The organism is Arcicella sp. GW822-FHT02H01 (assembly GCF_058802005.1).
This window is the reverse complement of the sequence record NZ_JBXANT010000001.1, coordinates 2,654,492-2,681,273: the sequence shown is the minus strand read 5'-3', so window position 1 is coordinate 2,681,273 and position 26,782 is coordinate 2,654,492. Positions and strand designations below refer to the sequence as shown.

Genomic DNA, 26,782 nt, shown 5'->3' with positions numbered 1-26,782 from the left:
TATGTCAATACTAGCATTATTCATGCCATTTAAACACAGTATAAAATTTTATCCTAACACTTTTACTTTATCATGTACTTTAACATTAATAAAGCCAACTATTTTATTGAACAAATCTTTTGGTGAAAAAGGTTTAGTGATGTAATCATTCATACCAACAGCCATACATTTTTCTTTTTCGCCAATTAATGAATGTGCCGTCAGGGCAATAATGGGCGTATTATTTTTAAGGGTATTCCTAATATAACTTGTCGCTTGATACCCGTCCATTTCAGGCATTTGTAAGTCCATCAAAATTACATCATATTCCTGCTTTTGTACCTTCATCACCGCTATTTTTCCATTCTCAGCCAAATCAGGAAAAAAACCAAATCGTTCTAATACTTTCAATGCAAGCTTTTGATTCAATACGTTGTCTTCCGCTAATAATATTTTTACTTTATGAGTAGGGTCTATCGGCAAGAGATGTGTTTCTTGTTTAAAGACTACAGTATCGTTTACCTTCTTAAAAGTTAGGTTAAAATAGAACGTCGACCCTTTATCTGGCTCACTTTGTACAAAAATATTGCCTTTCTGTTTTTCTATTAATAGTTTCGAAATACTTAATCCCAAGCCTGTTCCACCATATTTTCGGGTAGTATCTGAATTTGCCTGCGCGAAACGATCAAAAATGATGACTTGTTTATCTTGAGGTATTCCGATACCCGTATCAATGATTTTAAATAAAATTGAATATTCCTCGTCCGTTTCTGATTGCAATTCCAATACTAGTTTTACCGAACCATTTTCGGTAAACTTGATAGCATTATTGGTAAGGTTTAAAAAAATTTGATTGAGCCTTGTAGGGTCTCCGATTACGGTTACTGGAATATTATCAGGAACAAAGCAATCTAATTCTAACCCTTTGCCAAGTGCTTTATAAGTAAGTACTGCTTTTACGTTTTTAATCAACTCATGGAGATTAAAAGGAACAGACTCTATGATTAAATGACCCGATTCAATTTTAGAAAGATCCAGAATGTCATTAATTATTCCTAAAAGATTCTCTGCCGCAGTATTAATATTTGATACAAACTCTTTTTGTTCAGAATCTAATTTGGTTTCTTTTAATAGATTAGCAAAACCTGTAATGGCATTCATCGGCGTGCGTATTTCATGGCTCATATTGGCTAGAAAAACATCCTTAGCATGGGCATTCCTCTCTGCCGATACTTTGGCACCTATTAGCTCACGCTCCATTTTAATGCGTTCTGTCATATCGACAGAGTTTCCGATAACATATTTTCTGCCATCCAATAATTCAGCTAGTACATTATTTGATAGCCAAGTTCTAAACGACCCATTTTTATGAACAACCTTTACTAATCCTTTATATGAATGATTGACCGCAATTGTTTCAAGATACCTTTGTATTTTATCTTTAGTCCTTTCAGGGGTAATATCAAATAGACTTTTAGTCAAAAATTCTTCCGTCTTATAACCTAATAGTGCTGCCCCAGCGGGGTTAACAGTGAGAAAGTTTCCTTCAAGGTCATGCGTACACATCAATCCTTGTGAGTTTTCAAAAAAGCCTCGGTGTTTTTCCTCACTTAATAACAGTTTGCGTTCCCACGTTCTTTTAGCACTAACATCTTGTACTTGCCCAATTACATTAAGGGGCTTGCCTTTATGGTCTCTGACGATGGTTGCTACTAGCTCAACCCAAACGTTTGTATTATTTTTAGTAATGTAACGATTCTGAAAAGAGATAACGGACGATACTCCTGACAAGAGTTTTAAAAAGAAATCATCACTCATCTTTAAATCATCAGGATGTATTAAGTCTCTGATATTTAATGACAAAAGTTCTGTTTTGTCATATTGAGTAATAGCCGAAAAAGCTTCGTTTACTTCGATAAAGGTACTCGTGGCAAGTTCGGCAATAAACATACCTGTTGCAGCATTATCAAAGGTTTGTCTGAACCTTTCTTCGCTCAAAGATATTTGTTTATCCTTTACCTTTTTCTCATGAATATCTTGAAAAGTACCATACAACCGAACGCATCTATGCTGTTCAATAATCGTTTTTGCTGTAACCCTTACCCATTTTTTTAACCCTTTCTGTGTAATGATTTGTACCTCTAAGTCAAAATCATCGCCATATTTAACGGATTTAATAATGGCTCTTATAATAGCCTTTCTACTTTTTCCATTTCTAAAGAAATACAATGATTCTTTAAAAGTAGGTTCATAATCAGGTTCAACTTCGTGTAGTTCCCGCGTAATTGCCGACCAAAAGAAAGTCTTTTTCTCTATATCTATTTCCCATCTACCAATACGTGCTACATTATTAGTAACATCCAGTACTTCAGTAAGTCTAGCAACGTTTAGTTCACTTTGTTGTAATTTACTATGGTCTTTACCAAAGATATTTAAACTGCTATTGGCATTAGAAAGCACCAGCCATTCAATTGTTTTATAGCCACCTTCTTTCGCTTTAATTTGATTGATGAGCTGACCAGAACCATCAGTAAATAAAATATTTTTTAAGCTATTGATGCTTGCTATTTTATCGTTTGCATGAATTAACTCATCTATTGATTTTCCTATAATTTCGTTATGTTGCCAACCTAATACCTGATGGAATGAAGTATTGACATTAGTGAATTTCAAGTCTGTATTTAAGGTCGCAATTAAATCAGGCGAACTTTTAACGAAAGAATGATAACTATCAAGCACTGTATTATTGGTGAGTTTATTAGCAATTTCAGCTAACAAACTTTCTATGGCTTCCTCCTGCTTCTTACCTAGTGTTTTTGCTTCATATCCTAATAAAGAAAGAACTCCCAAGGTTTTCCCTTGTGCATTATTTATCGGAAAACCTGCATAAAAATGTATCGCAGTTTCGGCAAATGGTAATATACCACTAAAGAAAGATGGATGCTTTAGGGTATCTTCAATAATAATACTTGATTTTGATTTGATTACTTCTTTACAAAGTAATAATAAGTTTGATGCAAACGATTGCTCGTTACTATCAATATGAGGCGTGTTAGTAGGGTATGCTAAATTTTCATCAAAAAGTGTTATGTAGGCCAAAGGCACATCACAAAGTAAAGAAGCCAAATTTGTAAGATGACTAAACTCTTCAAAATTTTTGCTTTGTACTTCGTCTTTTAACATGTTTTTCATCTTACTAATTAATGGTCAGGCAAATAAATTTTTAGCAGAAAACTATATAATTTCTTATTCAATTTGAAAGAATAGGTTGATTCAAAATTATTACAGTAAGATAATGCTTTTTTATCAATCTTACATAAAACAAAAGACCAATGATATAAAAATATAATATGTTGATTGGAATACCTTCTAGCTAATAATCAATATTTTATCTTTTACGAAATTACCATAAGCAAATAACCTATAATAATTGATAGCATAAATTGAGCCACACATTAAATAACAAGAATTACCAAGCAAAGTTTATTTTATACAATTTAAAATTAGAGCACCTATTATGGCTCCAGCAATAGGTCCCGCAATAGGTACCCACGCATAAGACCAATCAGAAGAACCCTTGCCTGCAATGGGTAAAATAGCATGGGCTATTCGGGGACCTAAATCTCTAGCAGGGTTGATGGCATAACCCGTTGCTCCACCTAAAGAAAGTCCGACTGACCACACCAAAATCCCTACGACAAAAGGCCCTAAGCCTGTTTCAATAGTACCAAATGACCCCAAGGCAATAATGGCTACTGCGGTAGCAAGCAATTCAGCAAGAAAATTGGGAAAGGCACTTCTAATAGCTGGTGCTGTACTGAAACAGGCTAGTTTCAAGCCTTTGTCTTCAGTAATAGCCCAATGTGGTAAATATTGTAGCCATACTAAAGTAGCACCAAGGGATGCGCCTAAAATTTGAGCAATGATGAACCCAACGGCATTAGACCAATCGCCAGACTTTACAGCTTCGGCAATCGTAACAGCTGGATTCAAGTGAGCTGCTGGGCTTCCAAATTTAGTAGAAACAAAAATACCCATTGTTACTGCAAAAGCCCAACCTGCTGTAATGACTATCCAACCGCCGTGCTCACCTTTCGAGCCTTTTAATAATACAGTGGCGACAACACCATTCCCTAAAAAAATTAATACTGCCGTACCGACAAACTCACCTAAAAGTGCTGAATTCATTGCTAAATTTATAAGTTAATATAATTAATGGTTTTTTGTCAAGAAATAATTGTACAAATTAAGGTAAAATTTTCTAATATCATGCTCAAAAAAGGTTAAAAGCTAAAGCCTTTTCAGAATGTTTTTATCAGATTAGAAAATGGCGTATTTTTGAACATTCGGAATGAATCAATCAAAGGGAATTAATTGAAAAACATAAGATTATAGCCAACTGTTTTTCAATTAGCTTCCATCAACATATGAGAGAAGATTATTTAAAAGGAAATAAAGAAACACTTTCGTCGGTGGAAAAAGAAATCGAAAGAGCATTAAGACCGCTTTCTTTTGATGACTTTGCTGGACAGGATAAAGTACTTGAAAACCTACAGGTATTTGTAACGGCTGCTCGTTTACGAGAAGAAGCCCTCGACCATGTTCTTTTGCATGGCCCTCCAGGGTTAGGGAAAACCACTTTATCCAATATCGTTGCCAACGAGCTAAAAGCTAATATCAAAATTACTTCTGGGCCTGTATTAGACAAACCTTCTGATTTAGCAGGTTTGCTAACTAACCTACAGCCCTTTGATGTATTGTTTATTGATGAAATCCACAGGCTCAATCCTATCGTGGAGGAATACCTATATTCAGCCATGGAGGATTATAAGATTGACATCCTGTTAGACTCTGGCCCAAATGCCAGAAGTGTGCAAATTTCGCTTAATCCTTTTACGTTAATTGGTGCGACCACCCGTGCAGGGATGCTTACTTCGCCCCTAAGAGCTAGATTTGGTATTAACTGTCGCTTAGAGTATTATGATGCTAAATTACTAACAAGCATCATTAAGCGTTCAGCACAGATTTTAAATACACCTATCGATGATGCTGGAGCTTTTGAGATAGCTCGCCGTAGTCGAGGAACACCGCGTATTGCCAATAACCTGTTGCGTAGAACACGCGATTTTGCCCAAGTAAAAGGCAAAGGTATTATCACGATAGAAATTGCAGAAATGGCATTGCTAGCGTTGGATGTTGACCAAAATGGGCTAGACGAAATGGATATTCGTATTTTAACAACGATTGTAGAAAAGTTCAAAGGTGGCCCCGTGGGATTATCAACCATTGCTACGGCTTGTGGAGAAGAAGCTGAAACCATTGAGGAAGTATATGAACCGTTTTTGATTCAAGAAGGATTTTTAAAACGTACTTCCCGTGGACGAGAAGCCACAGAACGAGCCTATGTACATTTGGGCATTGTGCCTAAATACCGCACTGGCGAATTGTTTTAAAACTATTACACAAAAAAAATCTCTCAATATGCTTTTGGCGTGTTGAGAGATTTTTTTGTGATAATATGATTACAGATTACTATTAGTATTGTTTGATAATGTCGATAATTCCGTCAAGCTGGCATATTTTACAACTTCGCCCAAAATAATGACGGCTGGATTTGACAATTGATTGCTTTCAGCAATTTCTTTCAAGTCTTTTGCTACGCCAATGCCAATTTTTTGCTGACTGCTTGTACCGTTTTGTACGATGGCAACTGGGAGATTTCCCTTTCCTATCGTCTTGCAAATTTCAGCCATCATGCTCAACTTATTCATACCCATCAGTACAACAATTGTAGCACTTGTTTGTAAAGCCATCAATAAGTCATTTGATAATGAACCATCACTTTTAGTGCCTGTAACTACCCAAAAACTTTCACTTACGCCTCTGGTAGTCAAAGGAATATTGGCATAACCCGCAGCCGCTACCGATGATGAAATCCCCGGAACGTATGCCGTTTCTAATCCAAAGCCTTTAGCATATTCTATTTCTTCCATGCCACGCCCAAAAATAAAAGGGTCACCGCCTTTCAAACGTACAACATGGCCATACATATATGCCTTTTCAACAATCAAAAAGTTAATGGCATCTTGGGAATGGCTTTCACCCGGACGTTTGCCTACGTATATTTTTTCTGCTTCGGGCTTACAATAATCTAATAATTCATTAGCAATTAAAGCATCATACAACACCACATCTGCATCCTTCAAAGCCTTGATGGCTTTAACAGTTATCAAATCTGGGTCACCCGGCCCTGCACCTACTACTGTTAGCTTAGGCTTGGGGTCTAAAGTATTGAAATGTTCTAAACCAGTCATTTTTATCTATATAAATACAATGGTGAATAAATAGGGCTCAGAATAACGCCTATCCACTCACCATTGATGATTGATTTCAAATAAGGTAAATTATGCCAAAGTCAATTGGTCACGATAAGCTTTTGCCAATGCCAAGAACGCCTCAGCATCTTCTACATATTTGGTTGCAAATTCTTGTGAAGGTTCGTTTTGATTGATTTGTAAAACCAATTCTTTAAATGTTTGACCACTCAAAGAAATTTCACCTGTTGCCACAAAATGCTCGTCAAATTTGTCAATTACACCACTTTGTGTAGATGCACTTACTGATTTGTCTAACAACAAAGCTTTAGCCGCACTCACAAACACGCTGTAGGCGTGGTAGATTGAATCTGCCAAACGATTTTCTTCGTAAGCATTTCTTGTCCACTCCATTTTCTCAACAGACTCCAACAATAATGTTGCTACTAAATCTATAATTACGCTGGCACATTCACCAACACCAATTTCTGTTTGGAATTGTTCAGATGCACCCCAGTCGATAAAATCATCTTCTTTCAACGTAGTTAAATCAGCCACAGGTTTCAACAAGTTATAGAAGTATTTTTCACCTTGGCGGTCATAATAATTATTAAAGTATTCACCTTCTAGGGCATTTTCTTCATAATTATTCAATACTACTCTTAATACTTGTGGACCACGTTTTGAAGGCACTTTAATTACTTTATCAGCTACACGACCAACGCCATCACCTACTGTTCCACCGCCTAATAATACTTGTAGGGCAGGTAAAACACGCTTATCAGCCGCTTTCAGAGACGAGCCGTGGAAGCCAATATTGGCCATACCATGCTGTCCGCATGAGTTCATACAACCAGAAATCTTGATTTTAATATCGCTATTATGAATCAATTCAGGAAAATCTTCAGTAATAACAGCTTCTAGTTTAGAAGTAATGTTGGTACTATCTGAAATCGCTAAATTACAAGTATCTGTTCCAGGGCAAGCTGTAATGTTTGCCATTGAATTAGCACCTGCCGCTGCAAAACCATGTGCTTCTAATACTGAATATACATAAGGTAGATTAGCTTCTGGAACGAATTTCAACATCAAACCTTGGTTGATGGTTACTCTTACGTCATCAGCAATGTATCCGTCTAATTGTTCGATTAAAGAACGTGAAGTCGTTGAGTGAATATTTCCGTTCAGGATTCTTACATACACGCCATAGAAACCAGCTTGCTTTTGTTCAAAAGTATTGGTTGCTTTCCATAAATCGTAAGCTTCTTGATTAGTAATCGTTACTTCTGAAGCAGTTTTAGAAGGCATTTCATCCGCTGTTACAGTCCATTTGCCTGCTTCTACATCTACTTCAACCGATTTACTTTTTAGAGCTATCCATTCTGTTTGAATCAATTCTGTTAGTTTTTCAAAACCAATTTTTTGAATCAAAAATTTAATACGTGCTTTATGACGAGAATTTCTTTCACCGTGACGGTCGAACACTCTTAATGTTGCTTCTAAGAAAGGAATGATTTGGTCAGCAGCCAAAAAGTCAAACGACGTTTTAGCTAACATTGGTTGTGCACCCAATCCTCCACCTAATACTACTTTAAAACCACGTTGCCCATCTTGGATTTTAGGAATAAAACCCATGTCGTGCATATAAGTTAAGGCAGTATCTTCGTCGGTATTTGAAAAAGCTATTTTAAACTTTCTACCCATTTCCTGACAAATCGGGTTTCTTAAGAAATAACGGAAAGTAGCATCTGCATAAGGGCTAACATCAAAAGGTTCTTTAGGGTCAATACCCGCAGAAGGTGAAGCCGTTACGTTTCTAACAGTGTTTCCACAAGCCTCACGAAGCGTGATATCATCTTCTTCTAATTTCGACCATAATTCAGGTGTTCTATCCAAAGAAACAAAGTGAATTTGTATATCTTGACGAGTAGTTAAATGAAGATTTCCTGTAGAATATTCATCTGAAATATCAGCAATACGTTTCCACTGTTTGAAAGTCATTTTTCCATAAGGCAGCTTGATACGAACCATCTGTACACCTTGTTGGCGTTGGCCATACACACCTCTTGCCAAACGAAGGCTACGGAATTTTTCCTCGTGAATTTTCCCTTCACGGAATAATTCTATTTTGCGAGCCAAGTCAATAATATCTTTCTCTACAAGTGGATTTTCGAGTTCAGTTCTGAAACTTTGCATGATATCTGGTCGTTTTCGCCTTTTTTCCCTCCAAAGGAGAAGTCAAAAGCACATCTATTACTCTATTAATTATATAGATTTAAGGCAAAATTAATCAAGAAAGTTCGGCAATCAAGGTTTTTTTATAAAAAAATGTTTGTTTTCGTGGCTAAAGCATTCATAATTATTGGCTTTCTAAAAATTAACAAATAGTCTTTGGTTGCAATAGCTATTAATAAGACAATAAAATACTAATGAGAATTATACTATATTTGTAGGTCTATTAGACACAAATTAACCCTAAATATAAAAATGAAAAAAAGTTTATTTGTTATGATGGCTTTTCTAACGATTAGCCTTTTTGCTTGTACTGAGTCAAAGAAGCTTGTTGAATTACAAGACCAAAATCGTCGACAAGGAATTCAACTTTCAAAACTCCATGAAGAGAATGCCGAATTAAGTAGTTTGAATTTTACTTTGAAAGGTCAAAGTAAAAAGAAAGACGAAGAGTTGGTGAAATGCCAAACAGACTTTAAAGAGGTGATAGAGCCAATCGTTTTAAAATATAACCATTTGTTAGAAGATTATACCAAACTACAGGCTTCTAATAAAGTATTGAATGATGCTTATGAAACGAGCAAAGAAAATGCAGCTTCGATAATTATGGAGTTAGAAGAAAAGACTAGACCCAAAGTGGTGAAAGTTACAAAAAGCACGAGGAAAGTAAAAGCAAAGAGACGTCGTCGTAGATAATTTAAATCAGGAGAGGGCAACGTGTGATTAGACAGCTTAACGACATACCAAAATAATAATTTAACCAAAAGGGGTATCCAAATCGATTTGGATACCCCTTTTGGTTAATTAGGCTTTGCTATTTTTCACTTAATACTTTCAAATGTTTTGGGTCGGCTAGTCTTACTACCTCTTTCTTTGAAAATTTAATAACCCATAATCCCAGAAAATCCCCTTCTTTTTTCAACTCCAAACTATCCAATTTAGCTTGTTTGCCAATATCAGTTAATTGCTTTTTGCTAAGTTTTGTTAAAGACTGATTGCCTTTAATGGGTGAGGTATAATAAAAGAATGCTTCGTCTTCAGATTTTTGGATATTATCAATTTGAGCAATGTTATGTGCTACATTATATTGATAAGCATCTAGCGTTTCATTGATTTTCTTATCCCAAGCAGGATTCTTTAATCTCAAGGGGCTTCCCGAAGTAATTTCTACGCGATATGCTTTCGCTAGCGAGTCTTTCAAGGTAGCATCTTGTAGATTTTTGGCTAAATCAGCATTGAGTTTTTTTACAATTATACTTCCCCATTCGTCTACTTGTGCCGTAAACTGCCCAGGAGTAATGCGTTTTACTTCTCGTTCATGCAATTCTTTAACAGCGGCTGTAGTATCGATTCGCTTAAAATCACAACTGCTTAAAAAGAGATTAGCCATCATAAACAAGCAAAAGGTTGTTGTAAAAAAAGTAAAATATGGATGTTGGTGTTTCATATTGTCTTTGGAAAGTAATCTGCTAAATTTGTGTAAAGATAAGGCTGAAACATGAAAAAAGTCGTGATAAGCATCACGACTTCCTTTTATTTCTCTGGATAATTTTAGTTTCGTCCTCTTCTACCATTATATCGTCCGTTACCATGATATGGTCTTTGCGGAACATTTCTTGGTACTACTATTACTCGCCTTGGCGGAGGTACTACATAACGGTATCTAGGATAATTTGGATATGTATACCCATACCTGTATGGATTAGGGCGGCGACTATCAACTCGAACATAAGATGGCCCACAAGACGCTACCAACAAAATAATTGCTAATGACAAAAAAAGCAATTGAAATGTTTTATGAATTTTTAGCTTTTTCATGACGTTTGGAGTTTAAATTATAGTACTTAGAGATTAAATAACGAAAAAGGTTTAATATAAGTGTAGCGCTATTTACTTGGGTATCTAAGGAAAAGACAATCAGATAAACATTTACCCCCATTCAATATAAAGAATTTTGTATCTTTGCACCCTGATTTTTAGTTAGCCGCATTATTCGGTTATAATTGCTAATATCAAGCTGTTGAACTTTCCGAAATAAGAAAAAATATGTTAGAACAATTAGAGGCCATCCGTGAAAGATTTGAAGAGGTTGCTCAGCAAATGACGCAACCCGAAGTAGTATCGGATATGAAGAAATATAAAACAATCAGTAAGGAATATAAAGACCTTGAAAAGATCGTTTTAAAATATAATGAGTACAAAAATATCCTCTCGAATATTGAAGGGGCAAAAGACGTAATAGCTACAGAAAAAGACGAAGAATTTCGTGCTTTAGCTAAAATGGAATTAGAAGAATTGTTACCTCAGAAAGAAGAATACGAGAAAGTCATCAAGGAAATGTTGATTCCTAGAGACCCGAACGATTCTAAAAACATTATCATGGAGATTCGTGCTGGAACGGGAGGAGACGAAGCAGGGATTTTTGCAGGAGACTTATTCAGAATGTACCAACGTTTCTGTGCTAACCAAGGATGGCAATTTCAATTGATGGACTATACCCAAGCATCATCGGGAGGGTACAAAGAAATCATTGCTAACATTCAAGGAGAAGATGTATATGGCAAAATGAAATTTGAATCAGGTGTTCACCGTGTGCAACGTGTACCAGCTACAGAATCTCAAGGGCGTATCCACACTTCGGCAGCTACTGTAGCTGTTTTGCCAGAGGTTGATGAAGTTGACGTACAGATTAATATGAACGATATTCGTAAAGACACATTCTGTTCGTCTGGTGCAGGTGGGCAGTCGGTAAACACTACTTATTCTGCCGTAAGGGTTACTCACTTACCGTCTGGTTTAGTGGTACAGTGTCAAGATGAGCGTTCGCAGATTAAAAACTTTGAAAAGGCTATGACCGTTTTACGTTCGAGACTTTATGATATTGAATTAGCCAAACAACAAGAATCTATTGCTGGCGACCGTCGTTCGATGGTTGGTTCTGGTGACCGTTCTGATAAAATCCGTACTTACAATTATCCACAAGGTAGAGTAACCGACCACCGTATTGGGTATACTGTTTATAACTTACCAGTGGTAATGGATGGTGAAATTGGTGATTTTATTGAACAATTAAGAATTGCAGAAAACGCTGAGAAATTGAAAGAGGGAGCAGGAGCGTTGTAAAATACTTGCTTACATTTAACAAAAAAATCCACTTAAGACTAAGTGGATTTTTTTGTTAAAATAAATTTGGTCGAAATTTATGACGTATCAACTATTATAATTTAATAATCTTAGTTACCAATTGTTTGTTTCCTAAATGTAGTTGAATTAAATAAGTACCAGAGGCCAGATGTTGCAAATCTAATTCCAATACATTGTATCCTATATCAGCATCTTTGTCGTGAATACTAATAATTTTTCCTTGAATATCAATTACAGATAAACGAATAGCTTGTGCTTCAGCTATACTAAATTCAGCTTTTACTTTTCCATCTGTAGGATTAGGAGACACAATAAGTCTATCACTAGTTTCCTGATTTTGGTAAGCGTCAAGTGTTTCTGAAATAATAGCCTTTCTACTACTAGGATTATTAATAGAAATACTATTACCTGTTGCACAACCTGCTGGACGAGGGTCATCTTGTTCAAAACAATTGCTTTCTGAGGTTGAAAATCGCCCAGTAGCCTCTAACCAAGATTTTGGTTTAAATGACCCTGCGTCAGATTTAGCATACCATTTTGTGCCACATTTATAAGCTCTAACAATTTCACCAAACCAATCTGTTAGGAATTGCCCTTCCGTATAATTGCAATTAACAGTTGCAGACGATACAGTTATAGAAGCTGAGCTACTAACACTACATCCCGAATTGGTACAAGTAGCAGTATAAGTTCCTGCACTATTCACTGTTCTAGAAATGCCTGTTGCTCCGTTATTCCAAGTAATAGTTCCACTACATCCACTTGCTGTTAATGTAACACTTTGTCCAGCACTTATACTAGTTGGATTTGCTGTAATTGATGGTGTTGGTGAAGTGCATGTTGCTGCACAACCTGCTGGACGAGGGTCATCTTGTTCAAAACAATTGGTCTCTGATGTTGAAAATCGCCCAGTAGCTTCTAACCAAGATTTTGGTTTAAATAACCCACCATCAGCCATAGCATACCATTTTGTGCCACATTTATATGCTCTAACAATTTCACCAAACCAATCTGTTAGGAGTTGTCCTTCTGTGTAATTGCAATTAGTTACAGTTGCAGATGATACAGTTATAGAAGCTAAGCTACTAACACTACATCCCGAATTTGTACAGGTAGCAGTATAAGTTCCTGCACTATTTACTGCTCTAGAAATGCCTGTTGCTCCGTTATTCCAAGTAATTATTCCACTACATCCACTTGCTGTTAATGTAACACTTTGCCCAGTAGTTATACTAGTTGGATTTGCTGTAATTGTTGGTGTTGGAGAAGTACATGTTCCCGCTGCACAACCTACAGGGCGAGGATCTTCTTGTTCAAAACAACTGCTCGCTGATGTTGAAAAACCAGTAGCTTCTAGCCAAGATTTTGGTTTAAATAATCCACCATCAGCCATGGCATACCATTTTGTACCACATTTGTAGGCTCTTACAAGTTCACCAAACCAATCTGTTAATAATTGCCCTTCTGTATAATTGCAATTATTTACATTACTACTTGGATCAGTTTCTGCAAAACAATTAGCAGCAGTGGTATTCATTCCATTTGCAATTAGTCTACTTCGGGATATAAATGTTCCATCTTCAAGTGATGCTACCCAAATACCATTATATTTGCTAGCATAGCATGGTAGATTTACATCATTTAAAATTCCTATTTCAGCTCCCTCTTCATTATCTTCAGGACAATTACCTGCTTCTAGTCTGCAACCACCTGAAATTTGTATTGTAGTTGAATTCGTTGACTCTTGAGTATTACTCCCATAAAATCTTCTTACTGTAGTAATTGTATAAGTACCAGTAGATAAATTCGTGTAATTAAATGTTGCCATATTCCACGAATTTACTTGTAAAATAAGTGGACTGGATAAATTTCCACCTGTAATTCTTATAGACTGTACGTAGTTACTTGTTGTATTGCTATTTGGTATTATAAGATCAATAGTCATAATTGGTGGTGTAAATTTATAGCCTCTTGATACTTTACATAGCGTACTTGGAAGAACATTATTTTTTCTGCCTACCTTAAAATAGGTTCCTGTCTGCATAACTACAGATGGAATAGGTAAAGAACAATTCGCTAATACTGCCTCAGTATTTGTAATGCCGAAATTCTCTCTAAGTGCTAACGTATTTAATGCTTCTTGATCACGTCTTATTATAGTATGCTCGTCATTATAATCGTTACCATAAATAGCGGCAAATGGAGTCAAGCTTGTATTAATTGTTTGATAAGTTGATGCATTAACAATAGAACCTCTAATAGGGAAAGTATAATCATTATCATTAACTAATGACCCCCGATAATCTATCGAACTAAAAGTTGGGACAAAACTAAAAGCTGGATTGGTAGTACTATAAACCGGAAATCCATATCCTAAGCCCATAACTGTACGCCCACCAGGAGTTCTATCAAGATTCCGATTAAAATTGACATAAGATGAGCTAAATGAAATGACACAAACTCCAAAAGCATCTCCATCATATACTTTAGTGTTTTGTCCTACCTGATTTGTCCAAGCATCTATAAAACTATTACAGAGAATACCTACAACATCAACATCTAAAATCTTATCTCCTGGATTTAAAGTACCATTAGTATAGTTACCATTAGGAGTGCCACTTAAAGAGCCATTAACTAAAGCAATATTTCTAATGCCTCCTTGGTTTGGATAACCGCCATTTCCCAAATTGTTTAAATCCTGTCGGAAAGAGTCAAATAATGGGTCTTTTTCCAATGTTGAACTTTGATGAATTAACAGCTGTTTTGCTGCTGGGGAGTAAATTGCTTGTACTTCTGGTGCTAGTAACCAAGCTGAAGGAGAAAAATTTCCTGTATGACCATAAAATTGTCGTCCAAGAGCAACTAATCCTGGCGGAACATTGGCACCTTGATGAGGGGTATCATATGCTATATAATGGCTAACATTATGTGTTTGCCCTGCATTTTCCATACTACGTAATGCCCATCTTGCTATTAATCCAGACATACTTTCGCCTATCACTACTAGCTTGTTATTTCCTACCTTCTGACTATTAACTTCATTTATTACTCTTTTTAAAACTTCTGCATTGTTCTGCATATAGTCACGACCATCAGAATAATTAACAAATACTAAATCATATCCATGGTTACGAAAAGCATAGAGATAGGGATAATATTTGGCAACCAAATCACTAATGTTAACGTCTTGGCCGATATCGAACCCTTCTGCTATAATAATCGGTTTATCAAATACGCCATCGCAACCTGTATATATTTGATATTCTCCTCCTACCACATTTTGTTCAACTCGTCCACTTTTGATAGACTCTTGAACTACTTTTATAGCATTTACAGTTTTCTTACTCATGTAGGGCTGTGGACGCTCTAATTGATGTATTGTTAATATATTATAAGTTAAAAAAGTCCCTCGCTTGGTTACCAGTTTTATTGCAATCGCAACATCGCCAATCGTTGTGAACTGATAAGGAATTAGCTGTTCTTTAAATTCAAAAAATCTATATCCTTTGCCATCTTGAAAATCAATTTCTATATGCTCAATTTTATTATTAATATTACTTTGAACTAAGTCTGGACTAATCTGAAAATTCACATTACCTTGAAAGATTTCTCCCTGAAGTAATCCAGTTGCAATTATTTCAACATTTTCATAATCTTTTGAATCGGCTTTCTTATTCTCACTTTTAGCCTTAATATTATCATTTATCTGAGCCTCTGTCAATAAAAGGGCATCAGCATTGATAATACCAATGGGAATAATATTACTTTCAGTGATTTGGTCCCGAGAGAACTTTTGGATTGTCTCAATCTTTTTCGGTTTGGGTTTATCGTTTAGATCAGCATTGGCTACAATAGTAGTAAGTAGATTAAAATACCTTGTATTTAAATTTAAAATAGAGGTGCCGTCCTTATCTTTTTCTTTAGATTGAGACCGTAGGGGAGCCAAAATTGACTTTATGAACTGTGCTTTGTTTAGAAATCCTTTCCCTTTAAAACTTGAGGTGTCTATTTTTGCTAGGGCTTCTTTTGTCTCTTTGTCACTTTGGGCGTAGGAATTAAAAGAAAGAAAAAATAGTAATAAAATATTTATCCCTACAAGAAATAGGGAATAGTAGATTTTTGTTTTCATAAATTTATATTTTTCTAAGCTGAAAGTTAAAAGTATTTGTTTCTCCGTAGATTATTGGCCCGACTGGATTTCCCACTTGCTCATATTTATTATTTTTCCAAACGTAAATATTATATTGAGTTGTTAAATCATAGTTTATATCACCTAATGGTTTAAATACGGTATCTCCACTAGGAACTATATATGAAATAGTATAAATGCCATCCTTATTGGTTTCTCCAGTTGTAGAGAAGGTAGGAATAGGAGAAATGCCTTTTAAATAATATTCTCCAAATTGAAATTTTAATCCAACGACAGGCATATTGTTTTCGTCAATTACTTTTCCTGTAATAATAGTTGGACGATTGGGGAATTCATCTTTCCCGCAGGAAAAAAGTATAGGTGGCAATATGGCAAGAATACCAAGAAATTTTCTTCGTTTCATGTTACATGATAAAATTTAGGTTGTTAAAATTTAAGCATAATGATATTTACCTCATCAGTATATAGAACTGTTGATGAGTAATCCATTAAATTTTTTAAAAGGGGATAAAAAGACAGGCAAAACAGGTATCTTGGTGTCGGTGAACTACGTAGCTACATTATTACCTCTAATATACAATAAATATGCTTATGAAATAAGTTTTTAGGTGTTTTTTTATTGAAATATAAGGATAATGTTCTTTACTCGTTAAGAGCAGAACAAAGGATTCTTGTTTGAAAAATAATAAATTTATATACCTAAGCCACAACCTCTGATTTCTCTAACTTAAACGAAAAAGTTGTGCCTTTTTCAGGCTTTGAGGCTACTGAAATTTTGGTTCTATGGGCATTTAAAATGTGCTTTACAATGGCTAAGCCTAAGCCAGATGAACCATCCGAACGGCTTCTGGCTTTGTCTACTCTATAAAATCGCTCAAAAATTCTATTTAAATGTTCTGGAGCGATACCAGGGCCGTTGTCTTTAATCGATATTTTCCAGTCTTTTTTATCTTCTTCAAAATTTACAATGACTGTTCCGTTTTCATTGCCGTATTTAATGCCATTTTCTACCAAATTTGTTATCACTTGCCCAATACGTTGCGAATCGGCTTTTACCCAAACGAGTGGCTGTGGCGATTTAATTTGTAAGGTAGCGTTTTTCGCTTTCGCCTTGCCTTCTAGCTGTTCAAATACTTCTTTGGTTATTTGTTTAATATCCACTCGCTCTCGGTGCATTTTGATGTCGCCTGTTTCCATTTGCGAGAGCGTCAATAAATCTTTTACCAGAATATCCAGTCCATCTAAACTTTTAGCCGCCTTTATCAAAAAGCGTTCACGAACATTTTCATCATCCATCGCACCATCCAACAATGTGTGTACAAAGCCCTGTGCAGCAAAAATCGGCGTTTTTAATTCATGTGAAACATTCGCCAGAAATTCACGACGATACTTTTCCAGACGCTTAAGTTCGGTTACTTCCTGCTCTTTTTTGGATACATATACAAACAGCTCGTCATTCAGTTTCTTCAATGGGTTATTGTTTTTATATAACTTCTTTCGAGTGACACCAAAATCTTTGATTTTTAAACGATTGATAGAATCATACATCTTGTTGATTTCTTGAAAAACCAAATAATCTAATACGAAGTAGATAAGAATTCCTGCTACAATCAACGAAGCAACAAAACTGACAAATAAAACATTACCATTCGATTCAGGCAGAAAAGAAAGGAAAGAAGTAATAAATGCTGCAATAACGATAGCCAATAAAGTAGCTAACAATTTGGGATTCAGAAGCATGACAAAGCCGAATTCGTTTTTAAAAATATAATTTGTGCTCAATTAAAGTAATAAAAGCATCAATCAATATGCAAGTTTGGTGTTTTTTAGCGATAATTCGTATTAAATTTATGAAAATGAATACGAAAATGATTTCCTAAATCGTAGCTCAATAATTCTTTTGTACCTTTGCCTTTTCCTTAAACATCTTGAGGGGATTGAATTTTGAGTTGGAATCGTCACTCAATGGCTCAATCACTCAATCACTCATTAAAAATGCAACTCAATCAATTAACCGCAATCTCTCCCATCGATGGGCGTTACCGCAAGCAAGTAGAAAGCCTTGCTCCTTTTTTCTCTGAATTTGGATTGATCAAATATCGTGTTCGTATTGAAATTGAATACTTTATTGCACTTTGCGAAATACCTTTGCCTCAATTAGAATCAATCAATAAAGATTTATTTTCTGCCTTGCGCGACATCTATCTTAATTTTTCTGAAGAAGATGCCCTTTGGATTAAGGAAACCGAGAAAGTAACGAACCATGATGTAAAGGCGGTTGAATATTTTATCAAGCATAAACTAGATAAATTCGGTATCAACGAATACCTAGAATTTATTCACTTTGGACTTACCTCTCAGGATGTTAACAATACAGCCATTCCATTGTCTTTGTTAGAAGCAATGAACGAAGTATTAGTGCCAAAATTAGAAGAAGTAATTGCTAAGATTGAGGCCTTGGCTGAAGAATGGAAAAATGTACCATTGTTAGCACATACACACGGACAACCTGCTTCGCCTACACGCTTGGGTAAAGAGTTTATGGTGTTTGTAGAAAGAATGGAACGCCAGATGGATTTATTGAAAACGATTCCATATTCGGCAAAATTCGGCGGAGCAACAGGAAATTTCAATGCACACAACGTAGCTTACCCAGAAAACAATTGGATTGCATTCGGTAATTCATTTGTAAGCTCATTAGGTTTAGTTCGCAGTAAATACACGACGCAAATAGAGCATTATGATAACCTAGCGGCCTTAATGGATAACTTAAAACGATTGAACAACATCGTGTTAGACTTAGACCGTGACGTTTGGACGTATGTTTCGATGGGCTATTTCAAACAAAAAATCAAAGCGGGGGAAGTAGGCTCGTCAGCAATGCCACATAAAGTAAACCCGATTGATTTTGAAAACTCTGAAGGAAATGTGGGCATTGCTAATGCACTGTATGAGTTTTTAGCCGCAAAATTGCCAGTTTCTCGTTTACAAAGAGATTTAACAGACTCAACGGTATTAAGAAATTTGGGTGTACCTATTGGTCATCAATTAATTGCTTTGACGGCTTTACTACGTGGTTTGAATAAATTAGAATTGAATCAAGAAGCCATCAATGCTGATTTGGAAGACAATTGGGCGGTTGTTGCAGAGGCAATTCAAACGATTTTGAGAAGAGAAAGCTATCCACAACCTTACGAAGCCTTGAAAGCATTGACACGTAAGAATGATAAAATCACAGAAAAAACGATTTCTGAATTTATCGATAGTTTAGAAATCAGTGATAAAGTAAAATATGAATTAAGAAGAATTACGCCATTCAACTATGTGGGTGTATTGGAATAATCTAAACAAGTAAATAGATTTGACAACTTTTTTGAAAGTTGTCAAATCTGCGATTCTATAAAATCTATGCAAAAGGGGCATATATTTTTTCAAGATACTCTTCAATTGGTATGGAGTTTCTTAAAGCCATCAAACCATTTCCAACATTCCCTATTACATTTCTAAAGGCATTGTTTTCTCGGTTGGCAAGCCCTGCAATTACTTTTACGATGTCCGACGTTTTGTCTTTCATGCTATCATCTACATTGGCAAAAGCATTATTTAATTTTTTTGTTAAAGCATCATAAGCTGTAATTTCAGGGTTATTATTCCATCTAATGTTTTCAACAAAATTATTGTCGGTAGACCCTCCTTGTTCAATCAAACGTAAATCAATATTCAGTGATTTTAATTCATAATACAACCCTTCGCTTAGACCCTCTAAAGCAAATTTTGACATATTATATAACGACCCTAGCGGTAAGGCGGTAGTGATACCCATAAACGAACTTACATTAATAAACATTCCTTCTCCTTGTTGTCTGAAATGCGGTAAAAATGCTCTGATAACATTGATTGGCCCTCTTGTATTTACGGCAAACTGCCAGTCAATATCTTCTTCTTTGGCTAGTTCCAAAGCCCCATAAGTGCCCATCCCAGCATTGTTTACTACCACATCTATTTTTCCAAAGGCTTCTATGGCTTGTTCTGTAGATGTTTTTACTTGTTCAAGGTTAGTTACGTCAAGCTTGAATAGTTGAATATTATCGTATTGCGTGAGTAACGTCTCTTTTTCTGGCGTGCGCATTGTTGCGGCTACATTCCATCCTTGTTCAGCAAAATATATGGCACTTGCTTTGCCCAAACCTGAGCTTGTTCCCGTAATAAAAATTGTTTTAGTCATTGCTTTATTTTTTTGTTTACATCGCAAAAGTAATCACCATTTGGTATAACTTTGTAACCAGTATAATAGAGTATACCAATACAAATAATCATGGCAACAGCACAGCAAGGAGGAAGAAACGCTAAAGAAGAAATACAGGCACTACAAGATACTATATACGTACTGGGTGGAAAATGGCGCTTGCCCATCATTAATGCTATTTGCAATGGTAACAACCGTTATCGGGAAATTCAACGGAGTATTCCGAATATTACCACAAGGATGTTGTCGAGGGAATTGCGAGAAATGGAATTGAACAAACTTATCAAAAGAACAGTATCTGAGGATTCAGCAACTTCTGTTAAATATGAATCGACAGACTATTGTAAATCGTTTGGGCCAATCATTCTAGAAATGATAAAATGGGGCAAACAACACCGAGCATATATCATGAAGGATTAATGATATAAGGAGAAGGGTAAAACCAAGAACAACGGAGGTTTAATTTTAGCTCAAAGCTCACTGCTCATAGCTTACGGCTCACAGCTTTGCCTTAGCGCTATTATATTCTTCTAAACATTTTTCAAGGGGCTGTCCTTGCGTATGAATACAATCACAAAATTTTTCACACGCCTCGGGATTACTACTATCCTTGCATTGGTTCTGACAATCTCCTAATGTGTTGAAAGGTCTTATCTCATAAAGATTAAACAATATTAATCCTAATACCACAACAGTAGTAAAAGCACCTGCAAAAAAGCCAATTGGAAACTTATTGTTCACAGTATAGTCTTTGGACAGGTTACTTGGTATTGTAGTTGGGTGTTTGAAAGGAAGGATGTATTTTAATTTGTCGTAATCCCAGCAAAGCAAATACAAGTTAGCCAATACCATTAAGGGAGAAGAGAAAAGAGAGCCATCAAAACGCACGGCAAATGATAAAATAGTAATATTTAAAATGATGGGAAAATAAAGTACAGCGCCGAGGGTTGCGGTTCGTGGAATTAGCAATAAGAAGGCAGCCGTTACCTGCACAACGCCAATAAATGTGTAATAATAACCTGTATGATGTAGTGCCTCCAAATAATTTCCCATTGGGTGATTCACAGATAATGACGTAAATCTCTCCCCTATAATTTTCACAAAACCCGAAGGAATAAACCCCGCAGCCAAGGCAATGCGATTAAAAATAGTAAAATACCGAAGCCATTTATTTGTCTTTGCCTGATAATGTAGTTGGTCAATTTTTGCAGAGATATTCATGTGTATTTAAACGTTTTAGTTAGCTTTCAAATGTACTTATTTTTAATTGCTCCCAATTACTTTTGTGTGAACAAAGATGTTTTTATGACTCAAATGTGTGAAGAAAAACAATACATTAAGCTTTCTGAAATCTCATTTCCATAATTTTTTCTACAATATTTTTTGAATCTAATTTTTAAATACTAAGTTTGTGAAATCAAATGCACAAAAATGACAACAACATTCAAAAATACTTCATGGTGGTGGCAACTGGCAAACGTCCGTTGAACAGAATCATAATGTATTTTCGATAAAGATATTTTTCTTCACGAAAGGCTTACTGTTCAACCAGTAAGCCTTTTTTGTTTTGCTCTTTCAAACAATCACTAATTAAGCATGACTTTTTCAGTAAAAACAACCCAAAAGAAACGTTTAGCCGATACCATTACGCCCGTTGGAATCTTTCTGAAATTGCGTAATAAGTTCAAGAATTCGGTTATTTTAGAAAGTGCCGACTATCACGGGAAAGAACATGGTTATAGCCATATTGCTTGCGACCCTGTAGCAAGTATTATTGTCGATAATGATGTAGTTACCCAAACTTTTCCAGATGGTACAACGGAAACTTTCAGACTGAATCACCGCAAGGATGCCGTAAAAGCCTTGATGGATTTTGCCAATCGTTTTCAATGGGAACGTCAACCTGATTATGCCCCAATGGCTAATGGTATGTTTGGACATATTGCTTATGATGCCGTAGAATATTTCGAAGATATTGAAATACAGGAGAAAAACGAAAACACAGAAATGCCTTCTATCATTTACTATGTTTATCGTTATGTAATAGCCATCAATCATTTTAAAGATGAGATGTTCCTATACGAACATGAATATGAAGGAGAGAAAAGAAAAAATACGGATAGTGTAAAAGGGCTTGAATCACTGGAAATGCTTTTAAGTATGCCTCATTATGCTACAAAGTCATTCAAATTAACGGGAGAGGAAATTACCAATTATACGGATGATGAAATGCGGGTAATTATCCAAGAGTGTATCAAACACTGTTTGCGTGGAGATGTTTTTCAAATAGTACCTTCTCGTCGTTTTAGTCGTACTTTTGAAGGAGACGATTTTCAAGTTTACCGTGCTTTGCGTTCTATCAACCCGTCGCCGTATATGTTCTATTTCGATTATGAAAAATATAGAATTTTTGGTGCATCGCCCGAAAAACAAATCGGCATAAAAAATGGAATGGCAGAAATTCATCCTATTGCAGGTACTTTTAGAAGAACGGGCGATGATGAAAAAGATGCAGAATTGGCACGTGAATTATTAGCTGACCCTAAGGAATCTGCTGAACACGTAATGTTGGTAGATTTAGCAAGAAATGATTTATCAAGAAGCTCTGACGTAGTAAAGGTAGAAACTTTTAAAGAAGTACAGTTTTATTCACACGTTATCCACTTGGTTTCTAAGGTAACAGGCAAAATGACTGTGGGTACAAATCCACTACAATTAGTAGCAGATACTTTCCCAGCGGGAACACTTTCTGGTTCTCCTAAACACAATGCCATGAGTATTATTAACCGCTTAGAAAACGTGAATCGTCATATTTATGGTGGAGCAATTGGCTACATGGATTTTGTAGGAAACTTTAATCATGCTATCGCTATTCGTACTTTCATGAGTAAAAACAATACACTTTATTATCAGGCAGGAATGGGTGTAGTAGCCAAATCGGTGATTGAAAACGAAATGCAAGAAATCAAATTAAAATTAGGCGCATTAAGAAAAGCCTTGGATATGGCGGAGGGAATTTAATAGATTTTGGATTTCGGCAGTCGGATTTCGGTCGTCGGGTTTTAAAAATTACAATTCAAATAAAAGAACACTTCTTGTTATAAAAAGCAAAAAAGCACACAGCCGACGACTGATAGCCGATTTCTGCTAGCTAACAATATTTATTCTAAAATAAAAATGCAACTTAAAGCTCAAGGCTCATAGCTCAAAGCTGATAGCTAAAAAATACAACCATGAAAATATTAGTCCTTGATAATTACGATTCTTTCGTATATAACTTAGTCTATATCTTAAAAGATTTAGGCAATCAAGTGGATGTATTCCGCAACGATAAGATTTCATTAGAAGAGGTAGGTAAATACGATAAAATATTGCTTTCACCTGGCCCTGGTATTCCCGAAGAAGCAGGTATTTTATTAGATGTCATACGTGAATATGCACCCACAAAATCTATTTTTGGAGTGTGTCTTGGGCATCAAGCCATTGGAGAAGCCTTTGGTGCAAAATTGCACAACATGGGCGATGTATTGCATGGTGTAACGACTAAATGTATCATTACAGAGCCATCAGAGATTCTTTTCCAAGGAGTACCAAATGAAGTAAACGTTTGTCGCTATCACTCATGGACGGTCGTAAAGGAGACCATGCCTGCTGAATTAAAAGTAACAGCACTAGATGAACAAGGTTATGTAATGGCGGAAGCACACTCGCTTTATGATGTAAGAGGTGTACAGTTTCACCCCGAAGCTTACCTGACCGAATATGGGGTGAAAATGGTAGAGAATTGGGTCAAAATCTAATACGAAAAAAATAAACCATAGCTGATTACCCATTGCTAACAGCGAATTAGTATGAAAATTTACTTACAAAAAAGAACAGAAGGTAACGCTCTAACCCAAGAAGAAGCCCAAACCGCTTTGGGAATCATAGCCAGAGGCGAAGCCAATAATAGCCATATTGCAGCTTTTCTGACTACCTATATGATGAATCCCATTACTTCAGGAGAATTAGCGGGTTTTCGTGATGCCATGTTAGCATTAGCCCTTACAATAGACCTTTCTGCTTACGACCCTATGGATGTTTGCGGAACTGGTGGTGACGGAAAAGATACCTTTAATATCTCTACTACGGCATCTTTTGTAGTAGCAGGGGCTGGTCAGAGCGTGGCAAAACATGGTAATCATGGCGTGTCTTCCTCAGTCGGTTCTTCAACAGTCTTAGAATATCTTGGGGTAAAATTCAGTAATGACATCGATTATCTTCGTCAGAAAATAGAAACTACAAGGATTTGCTTTTTACATGCGCCATTGTTTCATCCAGCGATGCGTTTTGTTGGCCCTATTCGCAAAGAGTTAGGCATGAAAACGTTCTTTAATATGCTTGGGCCAATCTTGAATCCTGCTTTAGTGCAAAAGCAAATCACAGGCGTTTATAATTTAGATGTATTGAAATTGTATGGGGAATTACTTCAAAAATCTTATAAAAATTATGGGGTAATTTATGCCTTAGATGGCTACGATGAAGTGTCGTTGACATCAGATTTTAAATTGATTACTATAAAAGGAGAAGAAACTTTTTCACCCGAACAGTTGGGCTTTACAAGATGTAAGCAAGAAGATTTACATGGAGGAAGTACGGTAGAAGAATCGGCTAAAATATTAATCAATATTCTTGAAAACAAAGGCACTAAAGCCCAAACAGAAGCTGTAATTGCCAACGCAGCTACGGCTTTATATTGTGCAGATAATATGTTGAGCTTACCAGATGCTATTTTGAAGGCCAAAGAATCATTAGAAAGTGGTAAAGCCTTGGCGGGTTTTAAGCAATTTATTCAGTAAAATATTTAGATACAAATGACTATTTTAGATAAAATTATCGCCCATAAAGCACAGGAAGTAGCCCAACGCAAAGAGCAAGTTTCTATTCAAGAATTAGAAAAAAGTGGCTTTTTTGCCAAAACGAATAATTCCTTAAAAACAAGTTTGCTTAATCCTGCATCTTCAGGAATCATTGCTGAATTTAAAAGAAAATCGCCTTCAAAAGGTATCATCAATGGAAATGTAACGGTAGAGGACGTAACAGCAGGTTATGTAAAAGTGGGTGCGGCTTGCTTATCGGTATTGACAGACTTTGAATTTTTTGGAGGTACTAGCGAAGATTTTCTCAAAGCTCGTCGTACCAATCCGACAATTCCGATGATTCGTAAAGATTTTATGATAGATGAATACCAAATCATCGAAGCAAAATCTTTAGGGGCAGATGTAATCCTTTTGATTGCGGCAAATTTGACACCCCAACGTATACAAGACTTAGGAAAACTGACGAAAGAATTAGGCATGGAAACATTATTAGAAATCCATGACGAAGAAGAATTAAATCGTAGTTTGAATCAGTATATTGATGTAGTAGGTGTCAATAACCGTAACCTCAAAAATTTTGCAGAACAAAATGTAAATGCATCATTGGAATTAGCCGAAAAAATTCCTGCTGAATGTATCAAGATTTCTGAAAGCTGTATTTCACAGGCAGAAACGATTAAATTATTAAAGACAGTAGGCTACAAAGGATTTTTAATCGGTGAAACTTTTATGAAAACCGATAATCCTGCGGAGGCTTTGAAAACATTGATTGACGAAGTAAGGGCTTAAAATCTTTTCTCTCTGATGCAATGTTGTTAAAATAATATTTCCTCAAAATCCCTTTCTATTAGCGGGTGACTTAAGTCACCCGCTAATAGAAAAGTCGGCTTTTCTCCCTTATTATACTCCCATTAAGCTTTGTCAAATGTCCCAAACAGGCTTAAAACTTCCCTATTATTGCCAAATATCCCATTATCTTGTTCGTTTTCCCAAGAATTTTATCGGTTTGCTTGTAAGCGCTAATTTTGAACCAATCAAAAAACAAGCATTTAACACAAACCGAATACTAAAATGGAAATAGTTTTAAAAATGGCATTGTATGTTCATATCGTTGCAGGGTTTACGGCTTTAACAACTGGTTTAGTACCCATGTTTGCCAAAAAAGGAGGAAAGGCTCATGTGTTTTGGGGCAATGTATTTTACTGGGCGATGTTCTTGGTAGCGTTAACTGCTTTGATGCGCTTTAAAATGGAATTTCGCCTAATTTTCTTGACAGGTATTGCCGTTTTTAGTTTTTATAATACTTTCACGGGAGCGAGACTAATACGTATGAAGAAAAACCTACAACCTGAATTTGTTGACTGGTTTGGTGCTATCTTAACCGTTATCAGTGCTTTCGGAATGATGGCTTTTGGCATAATGGCTTATCAAAAAGGAATTACTTTCTATGCCATTTTATTTAATCTTTTCGGGGTATTTTCTTTATTGATGGCAACGGAAGATTTAAGGGTATTCTCAGGTAAGAAAATCGTAAATAATACGGGAGCTGTACAAGCAAGATATTGGTTTCAAAACCATATTTCCAGAATGGGTGGTGCTTATATTGCTACCGTAACGGCATTTTTGGTAGTAAACAATCCTCCTTATATTCCAAGTTTAGTCGTTTGGATTGCCCCAGGTGTAATAGGTGGAATAATTATCGGAAGAACTCGTAGATATTATATGGAGAAGGCTAATAAGAAGCTTTAGGCAATAGGCTATAAGCATTATAGCCATGATAACGACATTTGGGAATACTCTTAAATAATGTAATCTTAGCAGTAAGCCCCAAGCAAAATGCCTAAAGCTTATAGCCTAT

21 protein-coding genes are annotated in these 26,782 nt (G+C 35.9%); 10 read left to right on the top strand and 11 right to left on the bottom strand.

Annotation, left to right across the window (positions count from 1 at the left end):
* Positions 1–48: 48 nt before the first annotated feature.
* Together AC1RNE_RS11450 and AC1RNE_RS11445 are read right to left on the bottom strand one after the other, a co-directional pair.
* Complete coding sequence (locus tag AC1RNE_RS11450; RefSeq protein WP_492801095.1) at positions 49–3,171, bottom strand: PAS domain S-box protein; 3,123 nt, start codon at positions 3,169–3,171, stop codon at positions 49–51.
* Between the two features lie 291 nt (positions 3,172–3,462).
* Positions 3,463–4,167, bottom strand: coding sequence for an MIP/aquaporin family protein (locus AC1RNE_RS11445; RefSeq protein ID WP_492801094.1), 705 nt, complete (start codon positions 4,165–4,167; stop codon positions 3,463–3,465).
* A 239-nt stretch (positions 4,168–4,406) separates the two neighbouring features.
* On the opposite strand from AC1RNE_RS11445, the gene ruvB reads away from it, so the two are divergent.
* The gene (ruvB, locus tag AC1RNE_RS11440; RefSeq protein ID WP_492801093.1) at positions 4,407–5,432 is read left to right on the top strand and encodes a Holliday junction branch migration DNA helicase RuvB; all 1,026 of its coding nucleotides are present in this window, start codon (positions 4,407–4,409) and stop codon (positions 5,430–5,432) included.
* A gap of 69 nt (positions 5,433–5,501) precedes the next feature.
* Here the strand turns inward: ruvB and cobA are convergent, their stop codons facing one another.
* Together cobA and AC1RNE_RS11430 are read right to left on the bottom strand one after the other, a co-directional pair.
* Positions 5,502–6,293, bottom strand: coding sequence for a uroporphyrinogen-III C-methyltransferase (gene cobA / locus AC1RNE_RS11435; RefSeq protein WP_492801092.1), 792 nt, complete (start codon positions 6,291–6,293; stop codon positions 5,502–5,504).
* A gap of 90 nt (positions 6,294–6,383) precedes the next feature.
* On the bottom strand, positions 6,384–8,489 hold the full coding sequence (locus tag AC1RNE_RS11430) for a ferredoxin-like domain-containing protein (RefSeq protein WP_492801091.1): 2,106 nt from the start codon (positions 8,487–8,489) through the stop codon (positions 6,384–6,386).
* A gap of 291 nt (positions 8,490–8,780) precedes the next feature.
* On the opposite strand from AC1RNE_RS11430, the gene AC1RNE_RS11425 reads away from it, so the two are divergent.
* On the top strand, positions 8,781–9,221 hold the full coding sequence (locus tag AC1RNE_RS11425; RefSeq protein WP_492801090.1) for a hypothetical protein: 441 nt from the start codon (positions 8,781–8,783) through the stop codon (positions 9,219–9,221).
* Between the two features lie 118 nt (positions 9,222–9,339).
* On the opposite strand, the gene AC1RNE_RS11420 is transcribed toward AC1RNE_RS11425, so the two are convergent.
* Positions 9,340–9,918: a hypothetical protein gene (locus AC1RNE_RS11420; RefSeq protein WP_492801089.1), complete on the bottom strand. Its 579-nt coding sequence runs from the start codon at positions 9,916–9,918 to the stop codon at positions 9,340–9,342.
* Between the two features lie 158 nt (positions 9,919–10,076).
* Positions 10,077–10,343, bottom strand: a complete 267-nt coding sequence (locus AC1RNE_RS11415) for a hypothetical protein (RefSeq protein WP_492801088.1) — start codon at positions 10,341–10,343, stop codon at positions 10,077–10,079.
* Between the two features lie 228 nt (positions 10,344–10,571).
* On the opposite strand from AC1RNE_RS11415, the gene prfA reads away from it, so the two are divergent.
* Positions 10,572–11,648 carry a peptide chain release factor 1 gene (gene prfA, locus AC1RNE_RS11410; protein ID WP_492801087.1) on the top strand — a complete coding sequence of 359 codons (1,077 nt, stop codon included), beginning with the start codon at positions 10,572–10,574 and terminating at the stop codon, positions 11,646–11,648.
* Between the two features lie 94 nt (positions 11,649–11,742).
* Here the strand turns inward: prfA and AC1RNE_RS11405 are convergent, their stop codons facing one another.
* From AC1RNE_RS11405 to AC1RNE_RS11395, 3 genes are all read right to left on the bottom strand, one after another.
* A complete protein-coding gene (locus AC1RNE_RS11405) occupies positions 11,743–15,615 on the bottom strand; it encodes a T9SS type A sorting domain-containing protein (protein ID WP_492801086.1) in 3,873 nt (1,290 codons plus the stop codon).
* Positions 15,616–15,802: 187 nt separating this feature from the next.
* Entirely contained in the window at positions 15,803–16,222 is a 420-nt protein-coding gene (locus AC1RNE_RS11400) for a hypothetical protein (protein WP_492801085.1), read from the bottom strand.
* Positions 16,223–16,518: 296 nt separating this feature from the next.
* Positions 16,519–17,559 carry a sensor histidine kinase gene (locus tag AC1RNE_RS11395; RefSeq protein WP_492801084.1) on the bottom strand — a complete coding sequence of 347 codons (1,041 nt, stop codon included), beginning with the start codon at positions 17,557–17,559 and terminating at the stop codon, positions 16,519–16,521.
* 255 nt (positions 17,560–17,814) lie between these two features.
* Between AC1RNE_RS11395 and purB the strand changes: the two genes are divergently transcribed.
* On the top strand, positions 17,815–19,161 hold the full coding sequence (gene purB, locus AC1RNE_RS11390) for an adenylosuccinate lyase (RefSeq protein ID WP_309921614.1): 1,347 nt from the start codon (positions 17,815–17,817) through the stop codon (positions 19,159–19,161).
* Positions 19,162–19,225: 64 nt separating this feature from the next.
* On the opposite strand, the gene AC1RNE_RS11385 is transcribed toward purB, so the two are convergent.
* Positions 19,226–20,044, bottom strand: a complete 819-nt coding sequence (locus AC1RNE_RS11385; protein ID WP_492801083.1) for an SDR family oxidoreductase — start codon at positions 20,042–20,044, stop codon at positions 19,226–19,228.
* 90 nt (positions 20,045–20,134) lie between these two features.
* Here AC1RNE_RS11385 and AC1RNE_RS11380 point away from each other — a divergent pair, with 90 nt between their 5' ends.
* Positions 20,135–20,485 (top strand): winged helix-turn-helix transcriptional regulator, encoded by a 351-nt coding sequence (locus AC1RNE_RS11380; protein ID WP_492801082.1) that lies wholly within the window; start codon positions 20,135–20,137, stop codon positions 20,483–20,485.
* Positions 20,486–20,563: 78 nt separating this feature from the next.
* Here the strand turns inward: AC1RNE_RS11380 and AC1RNE_RS11375 are convergent, their stop codons facing one another.
* Positions 20,564–21,286 (bottom strand): DoxX family protein, encoded by a 723-nt coding sequence (locus AC1RNE_RS11375; RefSeq protein ID WP_492801081.1) that lies wholly within the window; start codon positions 21,284–21,286, stop codon positions 20,564–20,566.
* Positions 21,287–21,661: 375 nt separating this feature from the next.
* Between AC1RNE_RS11375 and AC1RNE_RS11370 the strand changes: the two genes are divergently transcribed.
* The 5 genes from AC1RNE_RS11370 (at position 21,662) to AC1RNE_RS11350 (ending at position 26,673) form a co-directional block, all read left to right on the top strand.
* On the top strand, positions 21,662–23,086 hold the full coding sequence (locus AC1RNE_RS11370) for an anthranilate synthase component I family protein (protein ID WP_492801080.1): 1,425 nt from the start codon (positions 21,662–21,664) through the stop codon (positions 23,084–23,086).
* Between the two features lie 212 nt (positions 23,087–23,298).
* Entirely contained in the window at positions 23,299–23,865 is a 567-nt protein-coding gene (locus AC1RNE_RS11365) for an anthranilate synthase component II (protein ID WP_309921626.1), read from the top strand.
* Positions 23,866–23,916: 51 nt separating this feature from the next.
* Positions 23,917–24,903 (top strand): anthranilate phosphoribosyltransferase, encoded by a 987-nt coding sequence (gene trpD / locus AC1RNE_RS11360; protein ID WP_492801079.1) that lies wholly within the window; start codon positions 23,917–23,919, stop codon positions 24,901–24,903.
* Between the two features lie 15 nt (positions 24,904–24,918).
* Entirely contained in the window at positions 24,919–25,713 is a 795-nt protein-coding gene (gene trpC / locus AC1RNE_RS11355) for an indole-3-glycerol phosphate synthase TrpC (RefSeq protein WP_492801078.1), read from the top strand.
* A gap of 282 nt (positions 25,714–25,995) precedes the next feature.
* Positions 25,996–26,673, top strand: coding sequence for a hypothetical protein (locus AC1RNE_RS11350; protein WP_492801077.1), 678 nt, complete (start codon positions 25,996–25,998; stop codon positions 26,671–26,673).
* Positions 26,674–26,782 lie beyond the last annotated feature (109 nt).